22 protein-coding genes and 1 tRNA gene are annotated in these 23,381 nt (G+C 71.8%); 9 read left to right on the top strand and 14 right to left on the bottom strand.

All coding sequences use genetic code 11. The annotated features are described in order from the left end of the window. Positions 1 to 3: 3 nt before the first annotated feature. Genes O7597_RS12025 through O7597_RS12015 form a run of 3 tightly spaced genes read left to right on the top strand, consistent with a single transcriptional unit; the run spans position 4 to position 3,781 of the window. Positions 4 to 2,820: a class E sortase gene (locus O7597_RS12025; protein ID WP_281582743.1), complete on the top strand. Its 2,817-nt coding sequence runs from the start codon at positions 4 to 6 to the stop codon at positions 2,818 to 2,820. 2 nt (positions 2,821 to 2,822) lie between these two features. Beyond that, entirely contained in the window at positions 2,823 to 3,125 is a 303-nt protein-coding gene (locus O7597_RS12020; protein WP_210822603.1) for a hypothetical protein, read from the top strand. Positions 3,126 to 3,130: 5 nt separating this feature from the next. After that, on the top strand, positions 3,131 to 3,781 hold the full coding sequence (locus O7597_RS12015) for an aminodeoxychorismate/anthranilate synthase component II (RefSeq protein WP_269740492.1): 651 nt from the start codon (positions 3,131 to 3,133) through the stop codon (positions 3,779 to 3,781). 180 nt (positions 3,782 to 3,961) lie between these two features. Here O7597_RS12015 and O7597_RS12010 read toward each other — a convergent pair whose 3' ends face one another. The 8 genes from O7597_RS12010 to O7597_RS11975 are packed head-to-tail and all read right to left on the bottom strand — an operon-like array spanning position 3,962 to position 13,647. Beyond that, complete coding sequence (locus O7597_RS12010) at positions 3,962 to 4,627, bottom strand: ElyC/SanA/YdcF family protein (protein WP_281582742.1); 666 nt, start codon at positions 4,625 to 4,627, stop codon at positions 3,962 to 3,964. A 26-nt stretch (positions 4,628 to 4,653) separates the two neighbouring features. Beyond that, on the bottom strand, positions 4,654 to 6,489 hold the full coding sequence (gene pknB, locus O7597_RS12005; RefSeq protein WP_281582741.1) for a Stk1 family PASTA domain-containing Ser/Thr kinase: 1,836 nt from the start codon (positions 6,487 to 6,489) through the stop codon (positions 4,654 to 4,656). Next, positions 6,486 to 7,856, bottom strand: coding sequence for a serine/threonine-protein kinase (locus O7597_RS12000; RefSeq protein WP_281582740.1), 1,371 nt, complete (start codon positions 7,854 to 7,856; stop codon positions 6,486 to 6,488). Before O7597_RS12000 ends, pknB begins: the two co-directional genes overlap by 4 nt. A 1-nt stretch (position 7,857) precedes the next feature. Then, positions 7,858 to 9,363, bottom strand: coding sequence for a penicillin-binding protein 2 (locus tag O7597_RS11995; protein ID WP_281582739.1), 1,506 nt, complete (start codon positions 9,361 to 9,363; stop codon positions 7,858 to 7,860). After that, entirely contained in the window at positions 9,360 to 10,847 is a 1,488-nt protein-coding gene (locus O7597_RS11990; protein WP_269740497.1) for an FtsW/RodA/SpoVE family cell cycle protein, read from the bottom strand. Before O7597_RS11990 ends, O7597_RS11995 begins: the two co-directional genes overlap by 4 nt. Before the next feature lie 26 nt (positions 10,848 to 10,873). Then, positions 10,874 to 12,346: a protein phosphatase 2C domain-containing protein gene (locus O7597_RS11985; protein WP_281582738.1), complete on the bottom strand. Its 1,473-nt coding sequence runs from the start codon at positions 12,344 to 12,346 to the stop codon at positions 10,874 to 10,876. Then, complete coding sequence (locus O7597_RS11980; RefSeq protein ID WP_111242783.1) at positions 12,343 to 12,831, bottom strand: FHA domain-containing protein; 489 nt, start codon at positions 12,829 to 12,831, stop codon at positions 12,343 to 12,345. The genes O7597_RS11985 and O7597_RS11980 overlap by 4 nt, the downstream gene beginning before the upstream one ends. Positions 12,832 to 12,837: 6 nt before the next feature. Next, complete coding sequence (locus tag O7597_RS11975; protein WP_093409193.1) at positions 12,838 to 13,647, bottom strand: DUF3662 and FHA domain-containing protein; 810 nt, start codon at positions 13,645 to 13,647, stop codon at positions 12,838 to 12,840. A gap of 229 nt (positions 13,648 to 13,876) precedes the next feature. Here O7597_RS11975 and O7597_RS11970 point away from each other — a divergent pair. The 3 genes from O7597_RS11970 (at position 13,877) to O7597_RS11960 (ending at position 15,936) form a co-directional block, all read left to right on the top strand. Further along, positions 13,877 to 13,962, top strand: a tRNA-Leu gene (locus tag O7597_RS11970). Positions 13,963 to 14,026: 64 nt separating this feature from the next. Continuing rightward, on the top strand, positions 14,027 to 15,142 hold the full coding sequence (locus O7597_RS11965; protein WP_269740499.1) for an NAD-dependent epimerase/dehydratase family protein: 1,116 nt from the start codon (positions 14,027 to 14,029) through the stop codon (positions 15,140 to 15,142). Then, positions 15,139 to 15,936 carry a WecB/TagA/CpsF family glycosyltransferase gene (locus tag O7597_RS11960; protein ID WP_269740500.1) on the top strand — a complete coding sequence of 266 codons (798 nt, stop codon included), beginning with the start codon at positions 15,139 to 15,141 and terminating at the stop codon, positions 15,934 to 15,936. The genes O7597_RS11965 and O7597_RS11960 overlap by 4 nt, the downstream gene beginning before the upstream one ends. Positions 15,937 to 15,993: 57 nt before the next feature. Here O7597_RS11960 and O7597_RS11955 read toward each other — a convergent pair whose 3' ends face one another. Then, positions 15,994 to 17,868 carry a S8 family serine peptidase gene (locus O7597_RS11955; protein WP_281582737.1) on the bottom strand — a complete coding sequence of 625 codons (1,875 nt, stop codon included), beginning with the start codon at positions 17,866 to 17,868 and terminating at the stop codon, positions 15,994 to 15,996. Between the two features lie 220 nt (positions 17,869 to 18,088). On the opposite strand from O7597_RS11955, the gene O7597_RS11950 reads away from it, so the two are divergent. Further along, entirely contained in the window at positions 18,089 to 18,691 is a 603-nt protein-coding gene (locus tag O7597_RS11950) for a hypothetical protein (protein WP_269740502.1), read from the top strand. Here O7597_RS11950 and O7597_RS11945 read toward each other — a convergent pair. From O7597_RS11945 to O7597_RS11935, 3 genes are all read right to left on the bottom strand, one after another. Next, positions 18,656 to 19,060: a hypothetical protein gene (locus O7597_RS11945; protein WP_269740503.1), complete on the bottom strand. Its 405-nt coding sequence runs from the start codon at positions 19,058 to 19,060 to the stop codon at positions 18,656 to 18,658. The genes O7597_RS11950 and O7597_RS11945 overlap by 36 nt on opposite strands. 241 nt (positions 19,061 to 19,301) lie before the next feature. Then, positions 19,302 to 19,523, bottom strand: a complete 222-nt coding sequence (locus tag O7597_RS11940) for a DUF397 domain-containing protein (protein ID WP_093409203.1) — start codon at positions 19,521 to 19,523, stop codon at positions 19,302 to 19,304. Further along, a complete protein-coding gene (locus O7597_RS11935) occupies positions 19,499 to 20,374 on the bottom strand; it encodes a helix-turn-helix transcriptional regulator (protein ID WP_269740504.1) in 876 nt (291 codons plus the stop codon). The genes O7597_RS11940 and O7597_RS11935 overlap by 25 nt, the downstream gene beginning before the upstream one ends. Positions 20,375 to 20,925: 551 nt before the next feature. Here O7597_RS11935 and O7597_RS11930 point away from each other — a divergent pair. Beyond that, a complete protein-coding gene (locus O7597_RS11930; protein WP_269740505.1) occupies positions 20,926 to 21,213 on the top strand; it encodes a hypothetical protein in 288 nt (95 codons plus the stop codon). A 116-nt stretch (positions 21,214 to 21,329) separates the two neighbouring features. Further along, the gene (locus O7597_RS11925; RefSeq protein WP_332317181.1) at positions 21,330 to 21,770 is read left to right on the top strand and encodes a hypothetical protein; all 441 of its coding nucleotides are present in this window, start codon (positions 21,330 to 21,332) and stop codon (positions 21,768 to 21,770) included. 8 nt (positions 21,771 to 21,778) lie between these two features. On the opposite strand, the gene O7597_RS11920 is transcribed toward O7597_RS11925, so the two are convergent. Together O7597_RS11920 and O7597_RS11915 are read right to left on the bottom strand one after the other, a co-directional pair. Next, complete coding sequence (locus O7597_RS11920; RefSeq protein ID WP_281582735.1) at positions 21,779 to 22,561, bottom strand: PASTA domain-containing protein; 783 nt, start codon at positions 22,559 to 22,561, stop codon at positions 21,779 to 21,781. 99 nt (positions 22,562 to 22,660) lie between these two features. Further along, positions 22,661 to 23,350: a PASTA domain-containing protein gene (locus O7597_RS11915; protein ID WP_269740508.1), complete on the bottom strand. Its 690-nt coding sequence runs from the start codon at positions 23,348 to 23,350 to the stop codon at positions 22,661 to 22,663. Between the last annotated feature and the right edge of the window lie 31 nt (positions 23,351 to 23,381).

The raw sequence follows: 23,381 nt of genomic DNA, 5'->3' as shown, positions 1-23,381 counted from the left end.
GCGGTGAGCCCGCAGTCCGACGGTCGGCACCGCGACCAGACCGACGAGCCCACCGCCTTCCTACCCAAGGTCGATCGGGCCGAGTCCGCCGGCGCCCGGGCGGCGGGAGCCTGGCCCGACCCGGTGCTGCCCACCCGGTCCGGACCGTCCCCGGCACCGCACGACCCGCCACCGACCGCAGCTCCGCGGCCGACCGATCAGGCTGCCGCCGGGGGCCGACCGCCGGACGGCCAGCGGCCGACCAACTCCGGTCGTTTCGACGGGACCGCCGAGCCCACCTCGCCCGCCGGCTCCGGCCGATGGGACCCGGCACCACCGGCGGAATCACCCGCTCGGACCACGGCCGGACCGGGCACACCGGGCGGCTGGACCGCACCCGCGGCGCCGGAGCGGGCCGGCGCGCCGGCGGTCGAGCGCCGAAGTGCCGGCCCGGGCCAGGAGCAGCCGACCGCGCCCGGACGTCGGGACACCGCGCCCACCAGTGACCACCGGGCGAACCAGTGGGACACCCCCGCGAGCACCGGTCGTGGTGCCAACCAGTGGGATCCGGCACCGAATGGGCAGCGTCCGGCGGATCCCGACCGTACGGCGAACCAGTGGGACTCGGTGCCCGGTCCGGTTCGTGGCGCATCCGGTCGGCCGCAGAGCGCGGGAGACAACGACCAGTGGCATGGCGTGCCCCTGCCGTCGGGTCAGCCGGACATTCCGGTGGGGCCCACGCCGTGGCACGGCGCCTTCCAGCCCGCCCGGGGTGCGGGCGACCCGCAACAGCCGAGCAGCACCCGCCCGGCCGGCGCGGACGCCGGTCACCCGGGTGCCACCGGCACCGCCGGCCGGCCGGGGTGGCCGAGTCCGGCCGACACCGCAGCCCGACCGGACATCGGCGAGGCCGCCGGCACCCCGCCGCCCTGGCCCGGCAGCCAAGCCCAATCGTCCGGTCCGAGCCGGTCCGGCACCGGAACGGCGCAACCCCGCGGCGGCCCGGTCCGGCCCAACGGCGAGCAGCCGAGACAGCCCGCCGAGACCACGCAACCTGTCGCGGTACGGCCGGCCACGCCACCGTCCGGTTCGGCAGCGCAGTCGTCCCAGCCCGTGCCGGCACCACAGTTCGGGGCACCCTACGGCGAGCAGACGCCCCGCCCCGGATCCGGCCCGGCAGCCCCGGCCCCGCACGCGCCGCGTCCCGGAGCCGGTCTGGCAGCTCCGGCCCCGCACGCGCCGCATCCCGGAGCCGGTCTGGCAGCTCCGGCCCCGCACGCGCCGCGCCCCGGTGCCGCGCAGCCTGCCGGCGCAGCGCCGGCACCGCACGCGCCGTACCTCGGACCGGCGGGCAACAGCGGGGCGGCGCAGCCATCGCATCCCGGACGGCCGGGCCCGAACGGCCCACCAATGCAGCCGTCGCAGGCTGGCCAGGACAGATCGGCACCGCATGTGGCGCGCCCCGAGCCGACCGGCGAGGACCGGCCCGGCCGCAGCGGCCCGGCGTACCCGGCGGTGCCAGGTCAGCCGCCGGCCACACCGTCCTGGTCGGCTGAAGGTCGGCGCACGCCCGCTGTCGAGCCGGCACGGCAGTCGGCGGAACGCGCACCCGGTCAGGGTGACTGGTCCGGTGAGGGCCCGACCGCACTGATACCGAAGGTCGGCGACGTCGCCGGCTCGGCTGATGGCGGCCGGGGGACGGAGTCGACCAGGGCGACTCGGGCGACGAACGGCCATCCCGGCACCGCGGCCGTGCCGGGCAGCCCGGCGGCCACGGACCGTCCGATCAACCCCACCTCGGGTCAGCAGGCCCGCCCGGCGGCATCCGGCCAGCCGACGGCACCAGGGCAAGCTGCCGCACCCGGCCAACCCTCCGCGTCGGGCCAGCCGTCCGCGCCGGGCCGGTCGGCCGACCCGGCGGCGACCGCTCTCATCCCGGCGGTTACCGGAGCCAGGCCGAGCGCTCCGCCGGTACTGGACTCGACCGCCCTGATGGGTGCCGTACCTCGACCGCCCAGGAGCGAAGAACCATCGGACGGTGCCGACCAGCCCGCCGAGGCACCGAAGCCGCGGCGCGGCGACCGGGTGGTGCAACTGCGCCCCCACCAGACGGGTGAGGGCTACAAGAGCGTCTACTCGGAGCTGACCCGGCCGTCGCTGTGGTCCCGGGTACGCACCGGTCTCCGGTTCAGCGGCGAACTGCTGATCACCTTCGGCCTGGTGGTGCTGCTCTTCGCCGGCTACGAGATCTGGGGCAAGTCGGCGATCGTCGACGCCCACCAGGGCGAGCTGAGCGAGCAGTTGGCCCAGGCGTGGGCACCCGAGCCGGTGACGGACCCGACGGTGTCCGCGTCGGCCAGCCCGTCCGCCAAGCCGAAACCGGCGGTGCAGGGCACCCCGATCGCCGGCCTCTACATTCCGAAGTTCGACAAGGAATGGATCGTGGTCGAGGGGGTCGGTCAGCAGGACATCCGGTACGCGCCGGGGCACTACCCGGACAGCGCCATGCCGGGCCAGGTCGGCAACTTCTCCGTGGCCGGGCACCGGAACCGGGCCACCTTCTGGCGACTGGACGAGTTGCGCGAGGGCGATCCGATCCTGGTCGAGGGCCGCAACGAGTGGTACGTCTACCAGGTGACCGAGAGCCTGGTCGTCAAGCCGACCCAGGTCGAGGTGGTGGCTCCGGTGCCGGGTCGGCCGGGAGAGAAGCCGACCAAACGGATGCTGACCCTGACCACCTGCAACCCGAAGTTCGACAATTACGAGCGGTTGATCATTCACGCCGAGTTGACGCGTACCCAGCCGAAGGCCGAGGGACGCCCGGCGGAGCTGGGGACCTGACGATGTACGCCTGGATCTGGCGCAAGCTGCCCTTCGGGCTGCCCGGCAAGCTCGTCGGCAGCCTACTGCTCGCCACCACCATGGTGGCGTTGCTGTGGTACGTGGTGTTTCCCTGGGCGGAACCGCTGCTGCCCTTCGACGACGTGCAGGTCACCCAGGAGGACTCCGGCGTACCGGGCGCACCGGACGGCGACGTCGGGCCCGGTGACGACGGCGCGGTCGACGACGCCCCACCGGGCGACGAGCACGACCTGCCGTACGACACCGACCGGAACAACACGCCGCCGCCGGACGAGGACGAGTGAGCCCGATGCGCGTCCTGGTGATCGACAACTACGACTCGTTCGTCTTCAACCTCGTGCAGTACCTCGGCCAACTCGGCGTGGAGTGTGAGGTGCGCCGCAACGACGAGATCGAGGTGACCGAGGTCGGCCGGGTCGGCGCGGCCGGTGTCCTGCTCTCCCCGGGTCCGGGCACGCCCGACCGGGCCGGCATCTGCCTCGACGTGATCCGCCAGTACGCCGGCGAGCTGCCGATCTTCGGGGTGTGCCTGGGTCACCAGGCCATCGGCGAGGCGTTCGGGGCGACCGTCACCCGCGCCCCGGAGCTGCTGCACGGCAAGACATCGGAGGTCCGGCACGACGACACCGGCGTACTGGCCGGGCTGCCCGATCCGTTCACGGCGACCCGCTACCACTCGCTCGCCGTGCTGCGGGAGACGCTGCCGGCCGAGCTGGAGGTGACCGGCTGGACGGCCTCCGGGATCGTGATGGCGATGCGGCACCGCACGCTGCCGATCGAGGGCGTCCAGTTCCATCCCGAGTCGGTGCTGACCGAGGGCGGGCACCTGATGCTGGCCAACTGGCTCGCCGCCTGCGGGCACCCGGAAGCGCTGGAACGCGCCCCGGAGCTTGCCGCCGAGGTCGACGCCCGTCGCCGGGCCGCCTTCGCCACCACCTGAGGATCAGGTCTCGCGGTCGGCCCGCCGGTCCTGGTGATCAGGAGCGAACCGCCAGCCAGATCACGCCCACAGCCTCCCGGATCCCGCATTCCGCCAGGGACGCATCGACCGCCGTGGGCGCTCCGGCAGCGTCACGACCGGAGACCGTAACCGGTGTCATCGGGCGGAGCCGCAGGGCGGTCAGCGGGTCAGGGCGTCGGAAATGGCGGGGCCGGCGGGTGAGCTGACGGCCGGTGGCCGGTCGCGGACCGCGTCCCAGGCCGCCTTCCCGCTGGCGAGGTAGTCCCGGGCCGCCTTGCGCACCAGCAGGCCGGTGCCGCAGCCCGAGCAGCGGGCGGTCACCCCGTCGGCGTCGATGCCGACGTGCCGGCACAGCGTCACCGCCCGGGACAGGTGGTAGGACTGGGTGACGATCAGCGCACGCTCGATCCCGTAAACCTGACGGGCCCGCAGGCAGCTGTCGTACGTGTCCAGGCCGTGCGGGTCGGCGACGACGCGCTGCGGGTCCACGCCGAGCCGTTCGGTCAGGTGGGCGGCCATGATCGCCGGTTCGTCGCCGGACTCGCCCGCGCCGTCGCCGGAGACGAGCACCACCCGGGCCTTACCGCTGCCTACCAGCTCGGCGGCGATCTCCAGCCGACCGGCGAGCCGGACGCCCGGTTGCCGGCCGTCCTCCGTCACGGCGGTACCCAGCACGATCACCACGTCGGCGGCCGGTGCCTCGGCGGCAGCGTGGACGTGGCCGCGCGCACCGGCGGTCGTCCAGAGCCAGGGCAGGCTGGCGACCAGCAGCGCGGCCAGCGCCGGCACGGCCAGCAGGAGCAGGCGGCGTCGCCGACGTCTCACCCGGTCGACCGGCGGGGTTGCCCCCGTCACTCCTGACCGAGGCGGAACGGGGCGAAGGACGGCAGGATCCCGCCACCGCCACCGCCACCGTCGTCGTCATCGTCCGGCGGCGGCGTGGTGGGGGCACCGGTGGTCGGCGGGGTCTGGGTCGCCGGGTCCGGATCCTCCTCCGGCTCCGGCACCGACACGACGATCTTCACCGTGCTGCCCTTGGTGCGCTCGGTGTTGCCGTTCGGGCTCTGGTCGACCACCCGCCCGGCCTCATCCGCAGGGCGCTCCGGACCCAGCTCGGTCTCGACGTCGAAGCCGGCGCGTTCCAGGGTCCGTTTCGCCTCCGCCTGAGGCAGGCCGATCACCGACGGCACCGTGGCCACGTTGCCCTTCGAGACGGTCAAGGTGACCTCGGTGTCTTCGGCGACCTTTTCGCCCGACGGCGGGTCGACCTCCAACACCTGGCCCTTGGTGGCCGCGTTGTCGTCCTCCTCGACTTTCACCCTGAGGTTGAGATTCTCAAGCTGCGTCTGCGCGGCCTCCCGCGTGCTGCCGACGAGGCCGCGCGGGATTTCCACCTCGGGCTTGCCGCCGCAGATGCGTACGGTCACCGTGCTGTTCCGTTCCGCCCGCTCGCCGGGGGGCGGGGACTGGGTGGTGACCGTCCCCTCCTTGCAGTCGGAGGTGAACTCCGGCTCGCCCCGTGCCGGCACGAAACCGTCCCGCTCGATCTGGGCGAACGCGTCGGCCTGGCTCAGCCCGGTGACCGTCGGCACCGCGATGTCCTGCGGCTCGTCGTCGCGCTGGTTCAGCAGCAGGGCGGCGACCAGGGCGATCACCGCGAGCACGCCGAGCGCGGCGAACGTGGCAATCAGCCAGGACGACGCCTTGCGCTGACGCGGATCACCCACCCGGGCGGGGATCTGTCGGGTCTGCGTCGCGCCCCCCGTCGGGTAGCCCGGGTGGCCGGCCGCGGCCATCGCCACGGTCTCGTCCTCGCGCATCACCGGGGTCGCCATCACCGGCCGGCCGGCTGCCGCCCGGAGCAGGTCAGCGCGCATCTCCCCGGCGCTCTGGTAGCGGTTGAACGGGTTCTTCGACAGCGCCTTCAGCACGATCGAGTCGACCGCCGGGTTGACGTCCGGGTTGAGGTCGCTCGGGGTCGGCGGAGCCTCCCGCACGTGTTGGTACGCCACGCTGACCGGGCTGTCGCCGACGAACGGCGGATGCCCGCAGAGCAGTTCGAAGAGCACGCAGCCGGCGGCGTACACATCGGAGCGGGCGTCGACCGCCTCGCCGCGCGCCTGTTCCGGGGAGAGGTACTGCGCGGTGCCGATGACCGCGCTGGTCTGCGTCATCGTGGTGGCGCCGCTGGCCAGCGCGCGGGCGATGCCGAAGTCCATCACCTTGACCTGGCCGGTCTGGGTGAGCATCACGTTGCCCGGCTTGATGTCGCGGTGGATGATGCCGTGCCGGTGGCTGAAGTCCAGCGCGGCGCAGATGTCGGCCGAGATCTCCAGCGCCCGCCGGGGCTGCAACCGGCCCTCGGCGCCGAGCACCTCCTTCAGGGTGCGCCCGTTCACGAACTCCATCACGATGAACGGCAGCGTCTCGCCGGTCGGCGCCTGCTCCTCACCGGTGTCGTAGACGGCGACGATGGCCGGGTGGTTGAGCGAGGCGGCGTTCTGCGCCTCCCGCCGGAAACGCATCTGGAAGGTGGCGTCCCGGGCCAGGTCGGCGCGGAGCATCTTGATCGCGACGTCCCGACCGAGCCGCAGGTCACGGCCGCGATGCACCTCGGCCATGCCGCCGTACCCGAGCAGCTCGCCGACCTGGTACCTGCCACCGAGCAGGCGGGCCTGCGCTGTCATCGCGTCTGTCGTCCTTCGCTCGTCGTCGTCACGTCGCCGCCCGGTCGGGGCTGATCCAGTCGACGGTACGCCGTATCGACCAGATCGTCTCGCCCGTCAGGCCGCAGCGCGTCGGACGTCACCGTTGGTACGGAAGCTCCCCCCGGCGTTCCCACGCCGAGGTTGTTCCGCAGTTGGTAGGAAATCACGCCGGAGCAGATGAGGACCAGTGCGCCCAGCATGATGGCCAGGAAGACCATCCCGGATCGTGACCGTCGAGGTACCGGGCGTGACGGTCCGGGCTGCGCAGCGTACCCAGGCGGGACGGTGGCCGCCCCGCGCGGGTAGCCGCCGACGGCCGGTGCCACCGAGGTGGGACGGTGCGGGGCAGCCGGTTGGTGGCTCGGCGGCGGTCGGTGTCCCATGACCGGCGGGTGCGCGGGGGCCGGGGAGTGCGGGGCCGCCACCGGACGCGGTGCCTGCGGCGGCGGAACCTGTGCGCGCCCCGGTGCCGGTGAGGCCGGCGCGGCGGAGATCGGTGCGGCCTGCCCACCGGCCCGGGCCTGCCGGGACAGCGCGGTCTTCAACTGCCGCGCCGCTCCGGCCAGCGTCGCGGCGCTCGGCCAACGGTCCTTCGGGTCCTTCGCCAACGCCCGCTCCACCAGCGCGCGGACCTGGGGCGGAATGTCGGCGGGCAGCGGTCGGGGCGTCTCCCGGACGTGCCGCATCGCGATGTCGAGGGGGTTGTCACCCTCGAAGGGCCGGCGGCCGGCGAGGCACTGGTAGGCGACCACGCCGAGCGCGTAGACGTCGGAGGCGGGGGTGGCGACCTGGCCGGTGGCCTGCTCCGGGGAGATGTACGACGCGGTGCCGAGCACCGAGCCGGCCGCGGTGAGCTGCCCGACCAGATCCGACCGGGCGATGCCGAAGTCGGTGAGCACCAGCGTGCCGTTGGGGCGGACCAGCAGGTTGCCGGGCTTCACGTCCCGGTGCACGATGCCCTTCACGTGCGCGGCGTGCAGCGCGTCCGCGGCCTGGGCGACGAGCGCCATGGTCCGCGCCGGGGTGAGCCGGCCGACCCGACTCAGCGTCGCCGAGAGGGGATCGCCCTCGACGTACTCCATCACCAGGAAGGCGATGTGCTGGTCGTTGCCGAAGTCGTAGACGTCGACCACGCCGGGGTGGTTGATCGTGGCCATGGTGCGGGCCTCGCCACGGAACCGCTCGGCGAAGCCGGGCTCGTCCAGCAACGCCGGGAGCAGGCTCTTGACCGCCACCGTACGACCGAGCACCTGGTCGGTGCCGCGCCAGACGTCACCCATGCCGCCGCTGGCGATCCGCTCGTCGAGGCGGTACCGGTTGCCGAGTTGGACCCCCGGACTGAGCATGTCAGCGCCCCCCGGGCTCGGCGATGGCGGCCCGCATGATCTGACCGGCGATCCGGGCGGCCTCGGCGCTGCCGCCGCTGCCGGCCTCCTCCAGGACGACGCAGACCGCGGAGACCGGCTTGCCGTCGGAGTCGAGGGCGAAGCCGATGAACCAACCGTGGTCGGGGCGGTCCGGCGCCGACTGCGCGGTGCCGGTCTTGCCACCGACGGTGTAGCCGTTGATCCGGGCGTTGCGGCCGGTGCCGTTCTCCACCGCGCTGACCATCATGTCCCGCAGGTCGGCGGCGACCTGGCTGCTCACCGGCCGGCGCAGCTCGCGCGGGTTGGCGGTGTCGTAGACGGTGGTGCGGTCCGGTGCCAGCAGCTGACGCACCAGGTACGGCCGCATCTGGCTGCCGCCGTTGGCCACCGCCGCGGCGATCATGGCACCCTGCAACGGGGTCATCCGCACGTCCCGCTGCCCGATGGAGGACTGCGCCAGCGCCGCCGGGTCGGGACTGCCGTCCGGGTTCTCCATGCTGCCGGTCCGGCTGGCGGCCACGCTCAGGCCGCCCTCGCCGAGCCGGCCGACGGTCAGGTCCTCCTGCTCGAACCCGAACTGTCGGGCCTTCTCCTTGAGCACGTCGGGACCGAGCTGGCCACCGAGCTTGGCGAAGCCGGTGTTGCAGGATTCGGTGACCGCGTTCATCAGGGTCACCTGCGACTCCGGGCAGATCGACGGATCGGCGTTGCGGATCGGCTCGCTTGAGGTGGGCGGGGTGTAGCTCGGCCCGGCCGGGATCTCGGTCTCCTTGGTGATCCCGTTCTCCAGCGCGGCCGCGGCCACGACGATCTTGAAGGTGGAGCCCGGCGGCAGCACCTCGCCGAGCGCCCGGTTCCGCAGCGGCCGTCCCGCCTCCTGTTCGAGCCGGTTGTACGCGGCGGTCGCCTCGTCGGTGTCGTGGCTCGCCAGCGGGTTCGGGTCGAAGCTGGGAATGGAGACCAGTGCCTGCACCGCCCCGGTGACCGGGTCGAGGGCGATCGCCGCGCCCTTGGTCGCGCCCTTGTTGTTGCCGCGCAGCTCGTCGTACGCGGTGTCCTGCGCCCGCTTCGACAGGGTCAGCAGCACGTTGCCGCCGGCGGTGGTGTCGCCGGTGACCATGTCCCGCAGCCGGTTGACGATGAGCTGGTCGCTGGTGCCGGCGAGGAAGTCGTTCTCGGCGCGCTCCAGCCCGGTGGCGGCGCCGTTGACCGGCTCGTACCCGAGCACGTGGGCGTACTTCGCGCCGCCCGGGTAGGTGCGCAGGTACTTCAGCTCGCCGTCGGTCTCCTTGCTGACCGCCAGCGCGGTGCCACCGGCCTCGATGTTGCCGCGCTTGCGGTCGTACTTGGCGACCTGGACCCGACCGTTGTAGTCGCTGGTGCGGTACTCGTCGGCCTTGTACGCCTGGATCCAGTTCAGGTTGGCGAAGAGCAGCCCGAACAGGACGATGACGACGACGCCGACCCGACGCAGCGGTGCGTTCACGGCTTGATCACCTCCGTGGGGGCACCGTGCAGCTGCTCGGGCGGCCCGGAGGGGCGGGTCACCTTGCCGCCAGCACCGTCGACCGGCCGGCGGCCGGCGTCGGAGACGCGCAGCAGCACCGCGATGAGCAGCCAGTTCGCCATCAGCGAGGAGCCGCCGGCGGAGAGAAACGGGGTGGTCTGACCGGTCAGCGGGATGAGCTTGCTGATCCCGCCGACGATCACGAAGACCTGGAGCGCGAGGGTGAAGGCCAGGCCACCGGCGAGCAGCTTGCCGAACGAGTCCCGAACCGCCAGGGCGGCCCGCAGACCCCGCTCGACGATGAGCAGGTAGATCACCAGTAGCGCGGAGAGACCGAAGAGGCCGATCTCCTCACCGATGCCGGCGAAGATGAAGTCGTTCTGCACCTCCGGCAGCAGCAGCGGCTGACCGCCACCCGGCCCGGCACCGAACAACCCGCCGGAGCCGAGCGCGAGCAGCCCCTGCACCAGTTGGTAGCCGTCGTCGTAGGGCTGGGCGAACGGGTCGAGCCAGATCTGCGCCCGTAGGTAGAAGTTCGCGAACGGACCGCCCACCGCCTCGCCGAGCACGTACGCGAGGTAGGCGCCGCCGAAGAAGAGGACCAGGCCGATGAGCAGCCAACTGACCCGCTCGGTGGCGATGTAGACCGTGGCCACGAACATGCCGAAGTAGAGCAGTGAGGTGCCCAGGTCCTTCTCGAAGACGAGGACCAGCAGGCTGATCACCCAGACCACGAGCACCGGGCCGAGGTCGCGCCCGCGCGGGAAGTCGATGCCGAGGAACCGGTGGCTCGCCAGCGACAGCACCTCGCGCTTGCGCACCAGGTAGTAGGCGAAGAAGACGAGCAGGGCGAGCTTGGCGAACTCGCCGGGCTGGATCGAGAAGCTGCCGATGCGTACCCAGAGCTTCGCGCCGTTGATCTCGGAGATGCTGGCCGGCAGCACCGCCGGCAGCATGACCAGCACGATGCCCGCCAGCCCCAGGGTGTACGCGTACCGGGAGATCGACCGATGGTCGCGCATCAGCGCCAGCAGGCCGGCGGCGAGGACCACCGAGATCAGCGTCCAGGCGAGCTGGCGACCGCCGGTCCCGGCGAAGATGGCCAGGTCCGCCCGCTCCTCGGGGGCCGCCTTGGCGAGGTCGAGCCGGCGCAGGAAACCGACGCCCAGCCCGTTGAGCAGGGCCACCGCCGGCAGCAGCGCCGGATCGGCGAAGGGCGCGAGGAACCGGATCACCAGGTGCATGCCGAGGAACACCGCGGTGAGCGTGGCGGCCGGCACCCAGAAGCCCGGAGTGACCGTGTCGAGCACCTTCGCCTCGACCATCGCACCGTACGCGGCCACCAGCGCCATCGCCAGCAGCAGCAGCGACAACTCGGCGTTGCGGCGGGAGCGGGCCATGCGTACGCCGGGTCGCTCGCCCGCGGTGGCGGGCGAGGATGCCGGGGTGGCCGCTGCGGTCACGATCGTCCTCGGGTGGGAGCCGGTGCCTACTCGGGCGACCGGCAGGCCGCCGGGTCGACCGTGGGCGTGAAGGTGTCGACGGGGGGCGCGTCGGGGGTGCTGTCCGGTGCGGCGGCGGAGGCACCGCTCGGGGTGCCCGTCGCCGCGCCGCTCGGTGTCGACGAGACGCCACCCACCTGGCTCGGCGAGCCGGCCGGAGCGCTCGGCGATCCCGTCGGCGCGCTCGGCGTCGGGGACGGCGAACCCACGAGCGAGGGCGTGGGGCTCGGTGTCGGCGGACAGATCGGCTTGAGGTTCACGTTCGTCGGGCTGTCCATCGTCAGCTCCGCCAGCCGCCGTTCCGCGTCCGGCTCGCTCTTGGCCGGGATGCCCTGCTTCACCTGCTCCTGCGCGGCCAGGGTGAGGTCGTCCAGCTGGGCCTCGCTCTCGGAGTGCACGCTGGAGAGGTCCATCCCGGCGATCTGACCCTGGATGCCACGGAACACGGCCACCTGGCCGTCCTCGGTCGCGCCCACGTAGTACTGGCGCTGCGTGTAGCTCCACCCGGCGAACACCCCGCCGCCGACGATCACCAGCAGGGCGGTCGTCATGGCGAGCGCACGCAGCGGACGCCGACGCGCCTCGGGCTCGTCGTCGGCGTTCGCGGCGTCGTCGGGCGTCGGCGGCCGGGGCGCGGAGAGCGCCGAGGCACGGGCCGCCGGGGTGGAGACGTCGGCCGAGGTGGCCATCCCCCGGTCCCGGGCCGCCGCACCGCCGACGATCGGGGCCGCCTCGACGATGTCCCGGTCGGTGGCGTCGGCGATGATCACGGTGATGTTGTCCGGGCCGCCACCGCGCAGGGCGAGCTGGACGAGCCGCTCGACACACTGCTGCGGGTCCGCGTACTCCCGCATGGTCTCGGCGATGGTCTCCGCGCTGACCACGCCGGAGAGCCCGTCGGAGCAGATCAGGTACCGGTCGCCGGGCAGCACCTGCCGGACCGAGTACTCCGGGTCGATGTCACGGCCGTCCAGGGCCCGGGTGAGCAACGAGCGCTGGGGGTGGCTGCTCGCCTCCTCCGGGCTGATCCGGCCCTCGTCGACGAGCATCTGGACGTAGGTGTCGTCCTTGGTTATCTGCGCGAACTCTCCGTCGCGCAGCAGGTAGGCCCGCGAGTCGCCGATGTGGACCATGCCCAGCTTGCTGCCGGAGAACAGGGTCGCGGTGAGCGTGGTGCCCATCCCCTCCAACTGGGGGTTGGCCTCCACCGTCTCGCGGAGTTGTTGGTTGGCGGTGCCCACGGCGGAGCGGAGCGCGTCGACCAGGGCATCGCCTGGGACGTCCTCGTCCAGTGGCGCCATGGCACCGATGACAATGTTGCTGGCGACGTCACCGGCGGCCATACCGCCCATGCCGTCGGCAACGGCGAGTAGCCGCGGCCCGGCGTAGACGGAGTCCTGATTACCGTCTCGGATCAGACCGCGGTCGCTGTGGGCCGCATAGCGCAGGGTCAGAGTCATGGCCGTAATTCGAGAGAGGTGCGGCCGATCCGGATCGGCACGCCGAGGGGGACGGGGGTCGGTCCGGTGACCTTAGCGCGATCCAGGTACGTCCCGTTAGTCGAACCCAGGTCCTCGACGAACCACTGCCCATCACGCGGCACCAGCCGGGCGTGTCGCGCGGACGCGTAGTCGTCGGTGATGACGAGGGTGGAGTCCTCGGCACGACCGATCGTTATCTGCGCCTCACCCAACGTGATCCGCGTGCCGGCCAACTGACCCGCGGTCACCACCAACTGGTGCGCCGCCCGCCCCCGCTTCACCTTCGCCGGCTTCGCCGTCGCCTGACCTGTCGACGCGCCCACCGCCCGGGGCGCGGCCACCAGCCGACCCGAGCGGGCCCCCGCGAAGAGGTCCCGCCGGATGACGCCGACCACCGTGAACACGAAGATCCACAGCAGTACGAGGAATCCGAACCGGGCAACGGTGATAACGAGTTCCGGCAAGGCGGATCAGCCGTCCACGCGGAAGGTCAGAGTGGTCGTACCGAGCTGGATCATGTCACCGGGGTTCAACGCCACGGCGGAGACCCGCTGGCCGTTGACCATGGTGCCGTTCGTCGAGCCGAGATCGGTGAGCACGACCTGCCCGCCGTCGAAGTCCAGCCGGGCGTGTCGGCGGGAGATGCCGACGTCCGGCAGACGCAGGTTGGCCTGGTCGCCTCGACCGATCACGGTCGAACCCATCTGCAGCGGGTAGGTGCGGCCGTCACCGGAGACCAGCCGGATGTTGCGCCCACCACCGTGCCCCGGCGGCGGACCGTAGCCACCACCCTGGTCGTAGGACGGGTAGCCGGGCGGGCCGGCGTCGTATCCGGGCGGACCGGCGTCGTAACCGGGCGCCGAGACCGGGGCGACCTCGCCACCGGTGTAGACCTCCGCGGTGACCCGGAACATTCCGGTGTCCAGTCCTTCACCGCGCTCGATCTCGACGATCACGTCCCCGTAGACCGTCCAGGCCTGCTCACCGATGAACTCCGCCTGCGACTGGGCCAGCTCCTGGGCCAGCGCGGCGGCGTACGGCGCCAGCCGACTGTGGTCGTACGGGGAGAGATCGATCACGTAGCGATTGGGCACCAACGTGCGCCCACCAGCGAGGATGGCCTTGTGTGCCTCGGCCTCCCGCTGCATGGCGTTGAGGATCTCCACGGGGTGGACCACCCCTTTGAAGACCTTGGCGAAAGCCCCTTCGACCAGGCCTTCCAGACGCTTCTCGAAGCGTTGCAGCACGCTCACCGGCTCCTCCTCGGGTCCCGAGGACATGATGGTATCCGTCCAGAGCGCACGCAGCTCACACGCCGCTCGGCCGGCAGGCCACGGCCCGTTCGGACGGCTTCTGATTGTCGTGCTACTCTTTCGTCCGCCACGAACGGTAACCGCTGCGAGCAGCGAAAGCCATTCGCGGCGACAGACCAAGGTCACGTAGCATGGCCGAGGCTCGCCGGTGACCGGCGAGGCCCGGTACAGGCCACGTTCATCGAGGTCGAGCCACGGGGAAGTGGCGGAATGGCAGACGCGCACGGTTCAGGTCCGTGTGTCCGAAAGGACGTGGGGGTTCAACTCCCCCCTTCCCCACCACAGCCGAGGGCTCCGCGGAATGCGGGGCCCTCGCTCCGTATCGGGGCGTGCCGGACGTCACGCTATGCTCCGATGGTTTCTGCCTCCGACGCACCAGGAGTGGCATGTGAGTGTCGCATTCGTGACCGGTTCGGGCGGGCTGATCGGCTCCGAGGCGGTCCGGCACTTCGCCGGCCTCGGTCTCGACGTCGTCGGCATCGACAACGACATGCGGCAGGAGTTCTTCGGCGAGGAGGCGTCCACCGCCTGGAACGTCCGCCGGCTGACCGACGAGCTGGGTGAGGCGTACTCCCACCACAGCATCGACATCCGGGACCGGGCGGCGCTCGGCGCGCTGTTCGGCCGGTACGGCCGGGACGTGGCTGTGGTGATCCACACTGCCGCGCAGCCCTCGCACGACTGGGCGGTGCGCGATCCGTTCACCGACTTCGACGTCAACGCCGCCGGCACCCTCAACGTGTTGCAGAGCGTCCGGGAACACTGCGTCGACGCCCCGGTCATCCACTGCTCCACGAACAAGGTCTACGGCGACCGACCGAACAGCCTGCCCCTGGTGGAGCTGGCGACCCGGTGGGAGATCGAGCCGGGCCACCCGTACGAGCAGGGCATCCGGGAGGACATGTCGATCGACGCCTGCCTGCACTCGATCTTCGGCGCCTCGAAGGTCGCGGCGGACGTGATGGTGCAGGAGTACGGCCGCTACTTCGGCATGAAGACGGCCTGCTTCCGGGGCGGGACGCTGACCGGGCCGGCGCACTCGGCGACCGAGCTGCACGGCTTCCTCGGCTACGTGATGCGGGCGAACATGGAGCGCCGCACCTACAAGATCTTCGGTTACCAGGGCAAGCAGGTCCGGGACGCCATCCACAGCTCGGACGTGGTCTCCGCGTTCGAGGCGTTCTTCCGCAACCCCCGCTCCGCCGCCGTCTACAACCTCGGCGGCGGCCGGCACTCGAACACCTCCAACCGGGAGGCGTTCACGCTGGCCGAGCAGATCACCGGCCAGGAGATGATCACCGAGTACGTCGAGGCCAACCGGATCGGCGACCACAAGTGGTGGATCGGCTCCAACGAGGCGTTCCAGGCGGACTATCCGGACTGGAAGCAGGTGTACGACGTACCAATGATCATGCGAGAGATCTACGAGGCCAACGTGGACAAGTGGGTGCCGGGGGCATGACCAAGAAGAACGTGCTCGGTGTCCTGGTCGACGCCACCGACTACGCCGAGGCCACCGAACGGGTGGTGGCCGCCGCACAGGAACGCCAGCCGTTGGCGCTCACCGCGCTGGCCGTGCACGGCGTGATGACCGGCGTGCTGGACCGGGCGCACAACGCGCGACTCAACTCCTTCGACGTGGTGACCCCGGACGGCCAGCCGGTGCGCTGGGCGTTGAACCTGCTGCACGGCGCCGGCCTCACCGACCGGGTCTACGGGCCGACGCTCACCCTGCACGTGCTCTCCCGCTTCGCCGACGAGGGGCTGCCGGTCTACCTGTACGGCTCGACCGAGGAGACCCTCACCCGGTTGATCCCGGCGCTGGAGCGGATGTTCCCGGCCCTGAAGATCGCCGGGGTGGAGGCGTCCAAGTTCCGCGGTGTGCAGCCGGGCGAGGACGTCGAGATCGCCGATCGGATCAAGGGCAGCGGCGCCCGGCTGGTCCTGGTCGGGCTCGGTTGCCCCCGGCAGGAGATCTTCACGTACGCGATGCGCCCGCTGCTGGACATGCCGATGATGGCGGTCGGCGCGGCCTTCGACTACCACGCCGGGCTGCTGCGCCAACCGCCGCCGTGGATGCAGCGCGCCGGGTTGGAGTGGTTCTGGCGTCTCGGCCTGGAGCCCAAGCGCCTGTGGCGGCGTTACGTGATCCTCAATCCCGCGTACCTGGGTCGTCTGGTCGCGCAGAAGACCGGGCTGTGGAAGGCCCGGCCACCCGCGCCGGCCACCGAACGTCCGACCGAGTTCGCGGTCTGACCCGAATCGACGAACGGGCCCCGGCGCTACGCCGGGGCCCGTTCGCCGTACCGGACGTCAGAGGGTGAGCGTCCAGGTGTTGATGTACCCGGTGTCACCGCCGTAGACGTCGCGGACCTGGAGGCGCCAGGTGCCGTTCGCCGCCTCGCTGGACAGGTTCACCGTGTAGGTGGCGTTCACGTTGTCCGTGCCGTCGAAGATGCTGCTGTTCTTCAGCCGGTAGGACGAGCCGTCCGGAGCGAGCAGGTCGATGACCAGGTCGCCGCGGTAGGTGTGCACGATGTTCACCGCGACGGTCGAGCTCGACGAGGCGTTCCGGTTGCAGCCGGAGATGGTGATCGAGCTGGTCACCGCCGAGCCCGAGTCCGGGATCGACACGTCCGTGCCGTTGGTCCCGGAGCAGCCACCGCCGCTGCCGCCGGTCACCGTGAGCGAGTACGTCGCACTCCTGGTGCCGGAGGCCGCGGTGCCGGTGACGGTCACGGTGTACGTGCCGGCCGGCGTGCTGGCCGAGGTGCTGATGGTCAGCGTGGACGATCCGCCGGAGGTGACGGTGGCCGGGCTGAACGAGGCGGTCGCCCCGGACGGCAGGCCGCTGGCCGCGAGGCTCACCGACTGGGCGGAGCCGTTGGTGGTGGCGGTGGCCACGGTGGCGCTCGCCGAGCTGCCCGCCGTGACCGAGCCGGCGGTCGGCGACACCGAGACCGAGAAGTCGTTGGTCGGCGGCGGGGTGCTGCCGTTGACCACGTAGAGCAGCTGGTTCGGGGTTCCCGTGCCGACGTTCGAGATCACGTTCGGGGTGGAGTTGCTGACCAGGTAGTCCCGGACCTGCTGGGGCGTCCACGACGGGTTGGCCGAGAGCACCAGCGCCGCCACCCCGGCCACGTGCGGCGAGGCCATCGAGGTGCCGCTGATGGTGTTCGTCGCGGTGTTGCTGGTGTGCCAGGCGGAGGTGATGCTCACCCCGGGGGCGAGGATGTCCACACAGGTGCCGTAGTTGGAGAAGCTGGCGGCGGCGTCGTTGCTCTGGGTGGCACCGACGGTGATCGCCGGTGCGGCCCGGGCCGGCGAGTAGTTGCAGGCGTTCTGCCGCTGACCGAGGGCGTTGCCGTTTCCGGCGGCCACCGCGTACGTGACGCCGGAGTTGACGGAGTTGACGACCGCGTTGTCGACCGCGGTGTTCGCCCCGCCGCCGAGGCTCATGTTGGCCACGGCCGGCTTCACCGCGTTGGCGGTGACCCAGTCGATGCCGGCGATCACCCCGGCGTTGGTGCCGCTGCCGGAGCAGTTGAGCACCTTGACCGCCACCAGGCGGGTCGCCTTGGCCACGCCGTACGCCGAGCCGCCGACCGTGCCCGCCACGTGCGTGCCGTGGCCGTTGCAGTCGGTGTTGTTGGAGTCGACCGTGTTGGTGCCCCAGGTCGCCCGACCGCCGAAGTCCGAGTGGGTGGTCCGGATGCCGGTGTCGATGACGTACGAGGTCACGTTCGTGGCCGTGTTCGGGTACGTGTACGAACTGTTGAGCGGCAGGTTCCGCTGGTCGATCCGGTCCAGGCCCCAGGACGGGGGGTTCGTCTGGGTGCCCGCGATGGAGACGACGTGGTTCTGTTCGACGTACGCGACGGCCGGGTCCGCGGCGATCCGCGCCGCGGCCCGTGCGCTGACCCGCAGTTCGGCACCACGGACGGCGGCGCTGTAGGTCCGGGCCGTGGCACCGCCGTGCCGGCGCAGCAGCCGGTCCACCGACGAGCCGACGGACGTCCGGCTGACCTCGCTGTCCTTGAACACCACGATGTAGCTGTCCTTGACGGCGGTCGCGCCACCGGCGCTTCGGACGGTGCCGACCGGCTCGGCCGCCATGGCCGGCGTGGCCGCCGCCACCATGGCCAGTGTGGCCAGACCGACGAGCACGGATCTCTGTGGAAGAGCCATCTTCCTACCTCCCTCGGGTCGGCACCGAACGTCCACCTGCTCGTGACAGGTTGATCGATGAACGCCGATCACGGTGAGGGTAGTTGGATGTGTGCGGACAGTTAAACATGTCGGATCCCTCATAACACTGGCGAGATGGTTCCCCTACGGGGACGGGTACGGGAGGAACGGGGGACGGACCCGGATTCGGCGGGCCGGAAATCGGGCAAGGCTGATGGACATGCAGAGCCATCTCGCCCTCCTGCTTCCGGTCGCCGCCGTCTGGTGGGCCGCCGGCTATCTCGCGGACGGGCTACCCCGCCTGCGCCATGCACGCGAGCTGCGTCAGCAAGCCGGCCGGCTGCTCGCGCTGACGTTGACCGGGCTCGGTCTGACGCTGGCTCTGCCGATCGCCGGGCTGGTCACCGTCGGGCCGACGGTGGCGGATCGAGCCGCCGACGGGCTGACGCTCGCCGCCGTGCCCGCCCTGCTGGTGGCCGGCTGCACGGTGCGCCGGTTGCGCCGGTTGTGGGCGGGAGCCGGCGCACTTGCCGTCGCCGCCGGAACACCGGCCCCGCACGGGCTGCGGGCCGCCGCCGCCCACCCGCTGATCGGCCTGCCGTTGCAGGTGACCGGTCTGGCGCTGCTGCCGGCGATGATCACCGCGAGCGGTGCCGGCCAGTACCTCGGCCCCTCGGCGACCGGGCCGGCGATCACCATCGCGGCGCTGGCCGTCGCGGCCATCGGCGTACGCCACGCGTTGCGGCACAACCGGTTCGCCGAGCGGGCCATGCCCGAACGGGTGGCGTCACCGCGCCCGGCCGCCGGCGCCCTGCACGTATAGCAGTTCCAGGATCGCCCTGGTCGCCTCGAACCAGCGGTCGAGCCACCCGGGTGGCGGCACGCTGCCCTTCGGCGGCAACTCCATCAACAACCCACGCAGCAGCGGATGGTCCACGAGGGAGCCGTCGTCCGCCGTCGACCAGCCGGCGGCCGGGAAGGACGGCTCGGTGAGTGGATTCGGGTCCAGTGACGGCAGGGTGAGCGGCGACGGCGGCTCCGCGATCGCCGGGGTCTCCCGGCCCGCGTGCTCGGTCTCCGCCGACACCACCTCGGTCAGCACGGTGTCCCGCCGGGCCCCGCGATACTTGCCGCCGAACCGTTCCGGCTTTCCCGGCCCGTTGGTGAGGTTCTCCGACCCGATACTCGTCATCCGTCTCGCCTGCCTCGCTCGGTTACCCGCCCTGCCGGGGGGATGTCGACCAGCGCGTACCGAGAAGTACAACGACACGGGCCCGATGTGGCGACGGCAGCCGGCGCCAGCACGCGGTGCTCTGGGCCGCCGTACGCGCCCGTTCGGCTCTGCTGCCCGTCACCAAAGTCGGGTGACGGCAGCGGATCCCCGCCCGGCCGGTGGCCGGGCGGGGATCCGTCGTCACCGTCCCCGGGGCACGTCAGGCCCGGGGGAACGCGCCGTCCCTGGTGCTGGCGACGAAAGCGTGCCAGTCGCCCGGCGCGAAGACCAGGGCCGGTCCGGCCTTGTCCTTCGAGTCACGGACGCCGACCGCCCCGGTCACGTACGCCACCTCGACGCAGTTGTCGCAGTTCGGCCCGCTCTTCGAGCTCTTGAACCACGTCGCCTGCGCCAGGTTCACGGAGAATCCTTGCGTCGCCACTTCCACAACGGCTCCTCTGCCAGTCTCGCGATGTACTCCACGGACTCCTCCGGACGTTCGGCCGCTGCTCGAATGTGATCGAAGATGAAGCTGTACTTCTGTAGTTCGTCGCTCTTCTCCAGGAAGAGCCCACCCGTGGCGTTCTCCGCGTACACGACATCCGGATCACCGGGTTCGGGGAAGCTGAGGATCGTGAAGGTGCCGTCCATGCCGGCGTGCGCTCCCACCTCGAACGGCAGGACCTGAAGCGTCACGTTCGGCAGCTGTGCCACCTGCACCAACCGTTTGAGCTGGTCACGCATGACCGTGTCCCCGCCCACCGGACGGCTCAACACCGCCTCATCGAGCACCACCCACAGATCGACCGGATCATCCTGGGTCAACAACGACTGACGGCCGAGTCGGACACGCACCCGTTGCTGTACCTGTTCCGGACTGAAATCGGGGCGGGCCGCGCGGATCATCGCGCTCGCGTACTCCTCGGTCTCCAGCAGCCCCGGCACCACCTGCTGCTCGTAGGCGCGAATCGAGCTGGCCGCCGCCTCCAGGCCCACGTACGCCCCGACCAGCACCGTGCTGTACGGATGCCACCAGCCCTTCTGCCGCGCCTCACGGGCGATCTGCACCAGCTCGTCGCTCTCGGCGCCCACCACCCCGTAGATCCGGAGCATGTCGCGCACGTCGCGGGGCGTAGCGGTGGTGTGGCCGGTCTCGATCCGCGAGACCTTGGACGCCGAGCACTCCAACTGCTCCGCCACTGACTCGATGGTGATGCCGGCTGCCTCGCGCTGGCGGCGCAGTTCCGCGCCGAGCCGGCGCCGCCGGATGGTCGGGCTGCGCCGCTCGCTCACCGTGTCACCTCTCCGCCTCGACGCGCCGCGCTGACCGCCCGCCCACGGCGCGATCCTCCCGGCGAGCGTTCGCGGCGTGGGGTGGTTCCGGTCCTCGGCCGGCCGCGGCGGGCGAAACCGGCTCTCAGTGTGCCGCCCGGGTGGCGGCCCGTTCAAGCGCCGTTTCGCGCGAGCCGCTCACGTATCGGCAAAAGTCGACGTGCAACTTGCATGAAGCACACTCCTGATGCACTCTGTCCGTATGACCCGGGTTACTGACCGTCTCCGATCCGTCTCCACGCGTGATCAACGTCGTGGGGCGACGGGTCCGGAGTCCTTCCGGTCGACACCCGCCAGCCCGGCCCACGGGATCGGGAGCCGCTCGCCCACGTGCGACGACGACACCTCCTGATCAACCGACCGATCGCGCAGGAGCCCGCCATCAGCGGCTCCACACTGACGGACCGGCCACCCACTCCGGCCCCCGAGACACGACCTCGTCGCCGGAGCCGCACAACCCCCATCATTCCCAGCCGGCCCTTCCCCGCCGGCCGACCCTTCCAGGAGCCCATGTGCTTCCCCGCTCCGGTGACGTACTGCACGTGACACGCGCGGCGAGTGTCCAGTTCCGCAGGCCCATTCTGTTCCGGGTGATCCGGGTACTCGACCGGCCGACCTACGACGGTTGGCTCTGGCTCGAAGGCTACGAGTTGAACGCGGCGGGGGACGCGGTCAACCGTCGATCGATCTTCGTCCAGCGGGCCGGGCTGCGGCAGGTCCAGGCCGCACCACAGCCGCGTCCGCACACCGTACGGTCGGCCCGCCGGCCGGTCGTACGGACGCCGGTTCGGGTGCACTGAGCATCACGAACCTCAGGTGAAAAGGATTCGAGGGGCATGCCGCCGACATAGAATCGGTATGCCCACCCCGGCATGTCCGCACCCCGCGCCTCCCGGACCCCGAACCTGGGATGGCCATGGTCAATATGTCCGCGCGGGAGCCACGCCGGCCCCGCATCGCCTACACCTTCGGGCTCCTGGCGCTTCTCGGTGCCGTCACCACCCTGGTGGTGCTGGGCCGCGATCCAGCCCTGTCGTCCACCCGGCTGGCCGAGCCCGTACCGGCTCCGGAGATCACAGTCGTGGAGAGCGAACCGGTAGAGCCGGACACCGCGACCGACGGTGTCTGGGACGCCTTCGCCTACGACGGCTTCTTCGGCCAGCCAGCCGACCGACCGACCGAGTCCGTCGACTCCCCGCAGCCCGCGGACCCGACCGACGAGGACGCGCCGGCCCGGGCCACGGGTGACCACAGCCGGGAGGAACTCAGCCGCTCGCTGTTCTGGTCCGGGGTCTTCGGGCTGGCGATCTCCCTTGCCGGCTTGGGGCTGGTCGGTACCAGACGCCGCATGTGGTGACCCGCCGATCAACCCGTGGGGCTAGCCGTCGCGGTCGGTTCGGTGGTCGGCTCGCCCGTCGTCGGCGGCGGACTCGGACTGGCCTCGGCGACCACCAGCCGAACCTCGTCGCCGGCCGCCACGAGCTCGCCGGCCTCCGGGTCGGTGGCGATGACCGTCCCCTCCGGCTGGTCCGACGGGCGGTACTCCACCTCGTAGTCGAGGTCGAGCCCGTCCAGCGCCGCCCGTGCCGCGGCCTCCGGCAGACCCACCAGCGGCGGTACCGGCACCTGGGCCGGCGCGGCGCTCGTCGTCGGTGCCGCTGACGGAGACGCGGTGGTCGGCGACGGCGACGCCGTGGTGGGTGGAGCCTGGGTCGTCGGCGAGGGCGACTCCGAGCCCGGCCCCTCGTCGTCGAGCCCCTGGCTGGCCAACCAGAACCCGCCCCCGATCAGGGCGAGCAGGAGCAGCAGCAGGACGCCCCAGAGGATCGGCAGCCACCACGGTCGGCCCGGCTGATCGTCGGCATACCAGTCGCCGCCGGCCGGCTCCCGGTCCACACCCGGCCGCAGCGAGGGCACCTCGGCACGCCCGGACCACGCCGCCGGACCGGAACGCTGGGTCGGCGGCAGCTGCGCGGTGGCGTCGGCCGGAACCGGCGGTTCTCCCGCCGCCCGGTCCATCGGCGCGGTCTCGTCCGGCGTACGCCCGAGCGGCGCGGTCTCGTCCGGGTTGTTGTCGCCGGACGGCGAGATCGGACGGGTCCGGTCGTCCGGTTGCCCGTCGGTCGGCTCCTGGCGCTCGTCGCTCACGGCACGTCCTTTCCGCCGACCGGGCGGGCACCAGGCCCCTCGACGGTCAACCTAGCGGTTCTGCCGGCCACCGGTCGGCATCAGCGTGTCGGGTGCGCGTCACGGCGCCGGCGCGCTCGCGTCCGCACTCGGCGGCGTGCCGCACCGGAGCTGGACCACGTCGTTCCACCTGCCGACCGTGCCGCCCACCGGTTGTTGTGCGGTGACGGTGCCGGAACGCCCGGCCGGATAGCGTGGGGAGAAGCCGTCGTCGACGAGTTCGGCACCGGCCTCGTTGCACTTCTCGCCGATCAGATCCGGCACCTCGTTCGGCGGCGCGGCCCCGGCAACGTTGATCTTTACGGTGACGCCACGCCGCACCGGCGTGCCCGGCGCCGGGTCGGTGCTGCGCACGCTGGAGCCGTCGCCGCTGCCGAAGACGAGTTGCCAGCCCAGGCCCAGGTCGCGCAGCTCCTCCCGGGCCTCCTCGAAGTCCAGGCCGACCAGGTCCGGAACGGTGAGCCCGGTCGGCCGCGACGGGCTGGGGCTGCTGCTCGGTCGGGTCGGGGTGGTCGACGTCGGCGGTTTCCGAGGTGGCGAGGTCCGGACGGCGGGCGTCGGGGTGGCGGTGCCGGTCGCGCCGGAGGACACCGGGTCCGGTCCCACCTGGTCGCCGGCGAGCACCCAGCCCCCGGCGGCACCGATGACCGCGAGCAGTACGGCGGCGAGCCCACCACCGACGACCATTCTCGTCCGGTCCGGGGCGGTGCCGCCGCCCCCCGGCCGCCCATCCGTGGTCCCGTCCGTCATTCCGCCCACCGCCTCATTCCCCCGCGACCGT

Source organism: Verrucosispora sp. WMMC514 (assembly GCF_027497295.1).
Taxonomy (GTDB): Bacteria; Actinomycetota; Actinomycetes; order Mycobacteriales; family Micromonosporaceae; genus Micromonospora; species Micromonospora palythoicola.
This window is presented reverse-complemented; position numbering and strand designations above follow the sequence as displayed.